Source organism: Gryllotalpicola sp. CP2-P1, assembly GCF_057512245.1.
The window spans coordinates 1-6,326 of the sequence record NZ_JBLRDT010000146.1; the positions used below are offsets into that span (position 1 = coordinate 1).

At 70.6% G+C, this 6,326-nt stretch carries 3 protein-coding genes; 1 reads left to right on the top strand and 2 read right to left on the bottom strand.

Annotation, left to right across the window (positions count from 1 at the left end):
* Positions 1 to 1,866: glycoside hydrolase family 3 protein (locus tag ACM2XV_RS11095; RefSeq protein ID WP_487026965.1), on the bottom strand; the 1,866-nt coding region annotated here is incomplete at its 3' end.
* Between the two features lie 134 nt (positions 1,867 to 2,000).
* On the opposite strand from ACM2XV_RS11095, the gene ACM2XV_RS11100 reads away from it, so the two are divergent.
* Positions 2,001 to 3,935 carry an adenylyl cyclase gene (locus ACM2XV_RS11100; protein ID WP_487026966.1) on the top strand — a complete coding sequence of 645 codons (1,935 nt, stop codon included), beginning with the start codon at positions 2,001 to 2,003 and terminating at the stop codon, positions 3,933 to 3,935.
* Between the two features lie 84 nt (positions 3,936 to 4,019).
* On the opposite strand, the gene ACM2XV_RS11105 is transcribed toward ACM2XV_RS11100, so the two are convergent.
* A complete protein-coding gene (locus tag ACM2XV_RS11105; RefSeq protein ID WP_344776940.1) occupies positions 4,020 to 5,954 on the bottom strand; it encodes a DEAD/DEAH box helicase in 1,935 nt (644 codons plus the stop codon).
* Positions 5,955 to 6,326 lie beyond the last annotated feature (372 nt).

Below are 6,326 nucleotides of genomic sequence, written 5' to 3' on the forward strand. Positions count from 1 at the left end.
CCACGGCAGGGTCACGGGCGCGCCCGCGTTCACGACCGCCACGGTCCGCGGGTTCGCCGCGGCGACCCGGCGCACGAGCTCGTCCTGGCGCCCCGGCAGCGCGAGGCTCTGGCGGTCCCACCCTTCCGACTCGACCTCTTCGTTCGTGCCGACGATGACGATCGCGACGTCGGCATCGGTCGCCGCGGCCACCGCCTCGTCGAGCTCGGCCTCGTCATCGGCGCCGACGCCCGCGTCGTGGCGCAGCTCGAACCGCACGAAGCGACCGTAGGCTGTGGCATCCACCACCTGGCACTCGACCTGGATCTCGACGACCTTCTGCTCACCCTCGGCCACCTCGACGACCGTGCTCGGCCCCTCGGGGTGGTTCGCCGACGAGTTCAAGATCACATTCGCATCTGCGAAGGCATCGGACTCGCTCACCAGCTCGCCGTCGAACCACGCCTTGTGGGTGCCCGACAGCCCGACCTCGACCCGGTGCGCACCGGGCTCGGCCAGCACCACCCGCGCGGTGACGACGGCCGTCGTCGCACCGGGGGCGATGCCGCGGTTCCACCCCTCCGCGGCGGGAACGACCGTCGGCTCGCCCACCGGCTCGCCATCGGCGTCGAACAGCTCGAGCACGTAACCGGCCTCGCCCTCGGGCGTCTCGACGATCGCCGGATCGATCAGGTGCGCGAACCGCCGCGCCCCGACGCCGCGGTGCACCGTCAGCTCGGCGTCGGGGAACGCCTCGCGCAGCCCCTGCTCGGCCGTCACGAGATACGGCGCGGTGACGAACGCGCTGCCGCCGCCCTGCTCGAACGTCTCGACCGCGTTCGGGCCGATCAGCGCGATCTTCGTCACGCCTGCCGGGTCGAGCGGCAGCAGCTCGCCGTCATTGCGCAGCACGACGGATGCCCGCGCCACGGCCTCGCGCAGCAGAGCAGAGACGTCTTCCGCCGCCACCGCTGGTTGAGTAGGTCGCTCTGCGACCGTATCGAAACCCTCTTCTGACGAGGCGAGCTCGGCCGCGGCATCCGCTCGCTCACTCAGCTTCCCCACGCGCCCCGCCAGCCGCAGAATGCGCACGACCTTGTCGTCGATCACGCTCTCGGGCACGTCGCCCGCGGCGACGGCGGCGAGCAGCCTCTGCTCCCACGGGCCGCCGGGGCCCGGCATCACGAGGTCGAGGCCGCCGAGCGCCGACTCGACCGTGGTCTTCGTGGCGAGCCAGTCGCTGACGACGACGCCGTCGAAGCCCCACTCGCCCTTGAGGATGTCGTTGATCAGGAACCCGTGGTCGGTCGCCTGCGCGACCTCGCCCCCGGCCTCGACGCGGTTGTACGCGGCCATGATCGACCACGCGTGCGCGCGCGTCACGGCGGCCTCGAAGGGCGCGAGATAGACCTCGCGCAACGCCTGCTCGGGGATCCGCGCGAGGTACTCGGTGCGCTCGGTCTCGGACTCGTTGCCGACGAAGTGCTTCACGCAGACGCCCACGCCTTCGGCCTGCACGGCCTGCGCGAAGGCGACCATCGTCTCGGCGGTGAGCACGGGGTCTTCGCTGTAGGTCTCGAAGTGCCGGCCGCCGACCGGCGTGCGCTGCAGGTTCACGACGGGCGCGAGCACGACGTCGATGCCGAGGCGCTTCGCCTCGTGCCCGATGAGCGTGCCGAGCCGACTGACGAGGTCGAGGTCCCACGCGGCGGCGACGGCCGACGGGTTGGGCAACTGCGCGGCGGTCGGCGCGGGCTCGGCGATGCCGCGGATGCCGATCGGCCCGTCGCTCAGAGCGATCGCCTCGATGCCCAGAGACTCGATGGCATAGGTCGTGAACGAGGTCTCGCCGGTGAGCAGACGGACCTTCTCTTCGAGTGACGGCACGGGTGCCACACTATCGGCGCACGCCGTCACTTGACGGGCCGCGGCCGCCGCGACAGCCTGAGCTTCACACCGGTTGTTCAAAGGAGAACAGCGTGAACACAGGCGCGCGCACGCGCATCAGAAGGTCCGCCTTCATGGCGGCTGCACTGCTGGCCGTCACGGGCGTCGGCTTCGCGGCATCGGCCGCACAGGCGTCCCCTCTTCACCACCCGAAGCCCGGCACGCCCGACTTCGGCCCGAACGTCACGATCGTCGACCCGAGCTGGTCGGTCGCCGACATCAACAAGGCGCTCGCGGCGGCGGGCGGCGAGAGCGAGTTCTCGACGAACCGCCATGCCGTGCTCTTCCTGCCGGGCACCTACGGCTCGGCGAGCGGCACCGACGGCTCGACGCAGCCGACCGCCGACCTCGTGAACGGCGCGGTGGGCTACTACGAGCAGGTGGCGGGACTCGGGGCTTCCCCCGACGACGTCACGATCAACGGCGCGATCCACTCTGACGGCCAGGCGAACCACCAGGCGATGCCGTGGGCGGGTGGCGAGACAGCGCTCACCAACTTCTGGCGCTCGCTGTCGAACGTCAAGATCAACCCGATCCAGAAGGCGACAGAGGCCGACATCGCCGCCAACACGTATGTCGACGGCGAGTTCCCCGGCGTCGTGCCGGGCGTCTTCACCGAGGGCGACGCCGACGCGGGCCAGCTGACCTGGGCCGTCTCGCAGGCCGCGCCCCTGCGCCGCGTCGACGTGACGGGCAACCTCTCGCTCTTCCCCCGCTTCGGCGGCTACTCGAGCGGCGGCTACCTCGCGAACTCGAAGGTCTCGGGCCAGGTGATCTCGGGCTCGCAGCAGCAGTGGTACACCCGCGACTCGTCGATCGGCTCATGGAACGGCAGCGTGTGGAACATGGTGTTCTCGGGCGTCACCGGAGTCCCCGCGCAGTCCTTCCCGACCCCGCCGATGACGACGCTCGCGACCACCCCGGTCACGCGCGACGCGCCGTTCCTCTATTACTCGGGCGGGCAGTACCGCGTGTTCGTTCCGAAGGCACGCACCGACACGAGCGGGGTGAACTGGTCGACGGATGCCTCGGCCGGCCGCTCCCTGTCGATGAAGGACGTCTTCATCGCCACGCCCGCAGACTCGGTGCAGAAGATCAACGCCGCGCTCGCGCAGGGCAAGAGCCTCATCCTCACCCCGGGCGTCTACCGCTATGCGCAGCCGATCGAGGTGAAGCGGGCGGACACCGTGGTGCTCGGCCTCGGCCTGCCGACGCTCGTGCCCACCCGCGGCAACGCGGCACTCACCACCGCCGACGTGAAGGGCTCCGTCGTCTCGGGCATCACGGTCGACGCGGGCGCGAAGAAGTCGGCGGTGCTCATTCAGATCGGGTCGCAGCACGGCGGCGTCGGCGCGGGGCATGCCGCGCAGGCATCCGACCCCGCTCTGCTCTCTGACGTGTTCGTGCGCATCGGCGGCGCCGAGCCGGGCTCGGTCGACACGGCGATCCAGGTGAACTCGAGCCACGTGATCCTCGACGACATCTGGTCGTGGCGCGCCGATCACGGCGCCGGCGTCGGCTGGTCGCAGAACACCGCGAACACGGGGCTCGCCGTGAACGGCGACGACGTCACCGCGACGGGGCTGTTCGTCGAGCACTACCAGAAGAACCAGGTGGTGTGGAACGGCGAGCGCGGCACGACCGTGTTCTACCAGAGCGAGCTGCCCTACGACGTGCCGAACCAGGCCGCCTGGACGGATCGCTCGGGGCACACCGCACGCGACGGCTACGCCTCGTATCGCGTCGGCGACCGGGTGCGCACGCACACGGCCTACGGTCTCGGCGTCTACTCCTACTTCAACCAGGGGGTCGACATCGTGGAGGCATCCGCCATTCAAGCCCCGGTGACCCGCGGCGTGCGGTTCACCGACATGGTGACCCGCTTCCTCGACGGCAGCGGCAGCATCACGCACGTGATCAACGACGAGGGGGCCGAAGTGCGCCTCGCCCAGCCCGGCGAAGACGCGAACGCGGTCGAGACGAGCTACCTGGTCGCCAACACGCGCTGACGCAACGTTTGCGCTGTCCGGATCCGCTTCGCGCTGCTCGGATCCGGACAGCGTCGAGCGGATCCGAGCAGCGCAACCGGATGCCTACTCGGCGGTGCCGAGCGCGAGGTCGGTGAGCAGCTGGTCGCCGGGGCGCACCTGGTCCCACTCGGCCTCGATCTCGGCGCGCTCGAGCAGCCCCTCGATGCGGCGGGTGCGGCCGCGCGAGGTCAGCGTCACGACGACACCCGTCTTGCCGGCGCGGCCGGTGCGGCCCGCGCGGTGCAGATAGGTCTTGTACTCGTCGGGCGCGTCCGCCTGGATCACGAGGTCGATGTCGTCGACGTGGATGCCGCGGGCCGCGACATCCGTCGCCACCAGCACGTTCACGCGACCCTTGGTCAGCTTCTCGAGGTTGCGCGTGCGCTTCGACTGGTTGAGGTCGCCGTGCAGCGCGACCGCCGCGACGCCCTCGTCCTCGAGGCCGTTCGCGACGTCCTCTGCGTAGCTGCGCGTGCGCGTGAAGACGAGCGTCTTCCCGTCGCGGTCGGCGAGCTGGCGGATCACCTCGAGCTTCTCGCGGTGATCGATCACGAGAACACGGTGATCGATGGTGCCGGATGCCTGGTCTTCGCCCGCGACCTCGTGCACGGCCGGCTCGACCAGGAACTCGTTCACGAGAGCCGCGACGCCCGTGTCGAGCGTGGCCGAGAAGAGCAGCTTCTGGCCGCCGTCTGCGGTCTGTCGCAGGATCGTCTGCACCGGCTCGAGGAAGCCGAGGTCGCACATGTGGTCGGCCTCGTCGAGCACCGTGATGCGCACCTCGGAGAGGTCGAGACGGCCCTGCTCGACCAGGTCGAGAATGCGGCCGGGGGTGCCGATCACGATGTCGACACCGCGCTCGAGGGCGATGACCTGCGCGCGCTGCGGCACGCCGCCGTAGATCTGGGTGGTGAAGAGGCCGACCGAGCGCGCGATGGGCTGCACGGTGCGGTCGATCTGCAGCGCGAGCTCGCGCGTCGGGGCGAGGATCAGCGCGCGGGGCGCGCGGCCCTGCTGGCGCTTGCTGCGCTTGCCCGCGTGGATCTCCTCAGAGCCGGTGCGGATCAGGCTCTCGGCGACGGGAGCGCCGAAGGCGATCGTCTTGCCGGAGCCGGTGCGGCCGCGGCCGAGCACGTCGCGGCCCGCGAGCACGTCGGGGATCGTCGCCGCCTGGATGGGGAACGGGCGCTCGGCGCCCATGCCCTCGAGGGCGCGGACGATGCCCTGGCCGAGGCCGAGATCGGCGAAGGTCACGCCCTCGACGTCGCCTGCCTGGGTCGCCTGCGCCGTGAGTCGCTCGAGCACGACGTCGTCCTGCGGGGTGAAGGATGCCTTCGCCGCGGTATCGCCGTAGAAGTCGCGGCCTTCCGCACGTCGACTCGCCGAACCTTCCGCACGTCGACTCGCCGAAGGCGAATGGAGACGGTCACCGCGGTCGTAACGGTCTCCATTCGCGCTGCGCGCGAGTCGACCAGCGGAGCGATCGCGCTCATCGCGGTCGAAGCGACGCGGCGCACGGTCATCGCGGTCGAAGCGACGCGGCGCACGGTCATCGCGGTCGAAGCGGCGCGGCGCACGGTCATCGCGGTCGAAACGGCGCGGCGCACGCTCGTCACGGTCGAAGCGACGGGCGGGGCGATCGTCACGGTCGAAGCGGCGCGGCGCACGCTCGTCGCGGTCCCGGCGCTCGGGGCGGTTGCCGCGCTCGAAGCGGCGCTCACCGCGCTCGTGCTGGCGCTCACGCTCGAAGCGGTCCTGGCGCTCGAAGCGCTCGGGGCGCGCGTTCTCGCGACGGTCGGCCGAGTGGCCGCGCGCGACGCGCGTCTCGGACGACCAGCGGGCCTTCTTCTCGGGAAGATCGGCCGAGGAATCCGGTCGGTAGCCGCGGTGACCCGCGCTGCGCGACCCCGGCTTCACCCGGCTGCCGCGCGCATAGGAGGAATTGGGCTCGAAGTTCTTGGGCGCACGGCTGCCGCCGCGCTTCTCGTTCTTGGGCATGGAGAAGCCACTGCTTTCTGAAGATGTCGTATGAAGTCAGAACCCGCTCTGCGACGAGGTCCGGGAGCACAGATCGCTCCTACCGGCGCCTCTGACATACAAACTTTGGGTTGCCCTCACTGGGCACATCAGAAAGCCGACTCGACCAGGTTACGGCACGCCCCCTGTGAGACCGCCTGGCCGGCATCCTCACACCCGAACGGGTGGCGCGCCGAGCGCGCGAATCGTGCTTATGATCCCTGCGTTACACAGCAACGGGAGACGCCTCAGTGGCCACGCACATCTCACCGGCGTGGCAGCGGCTCCGGCACCGGGGGCGTGCACTCGCCGTTCTCACTTCTCTCACGGTCGCCGCGATCGCGCTGACCGCGT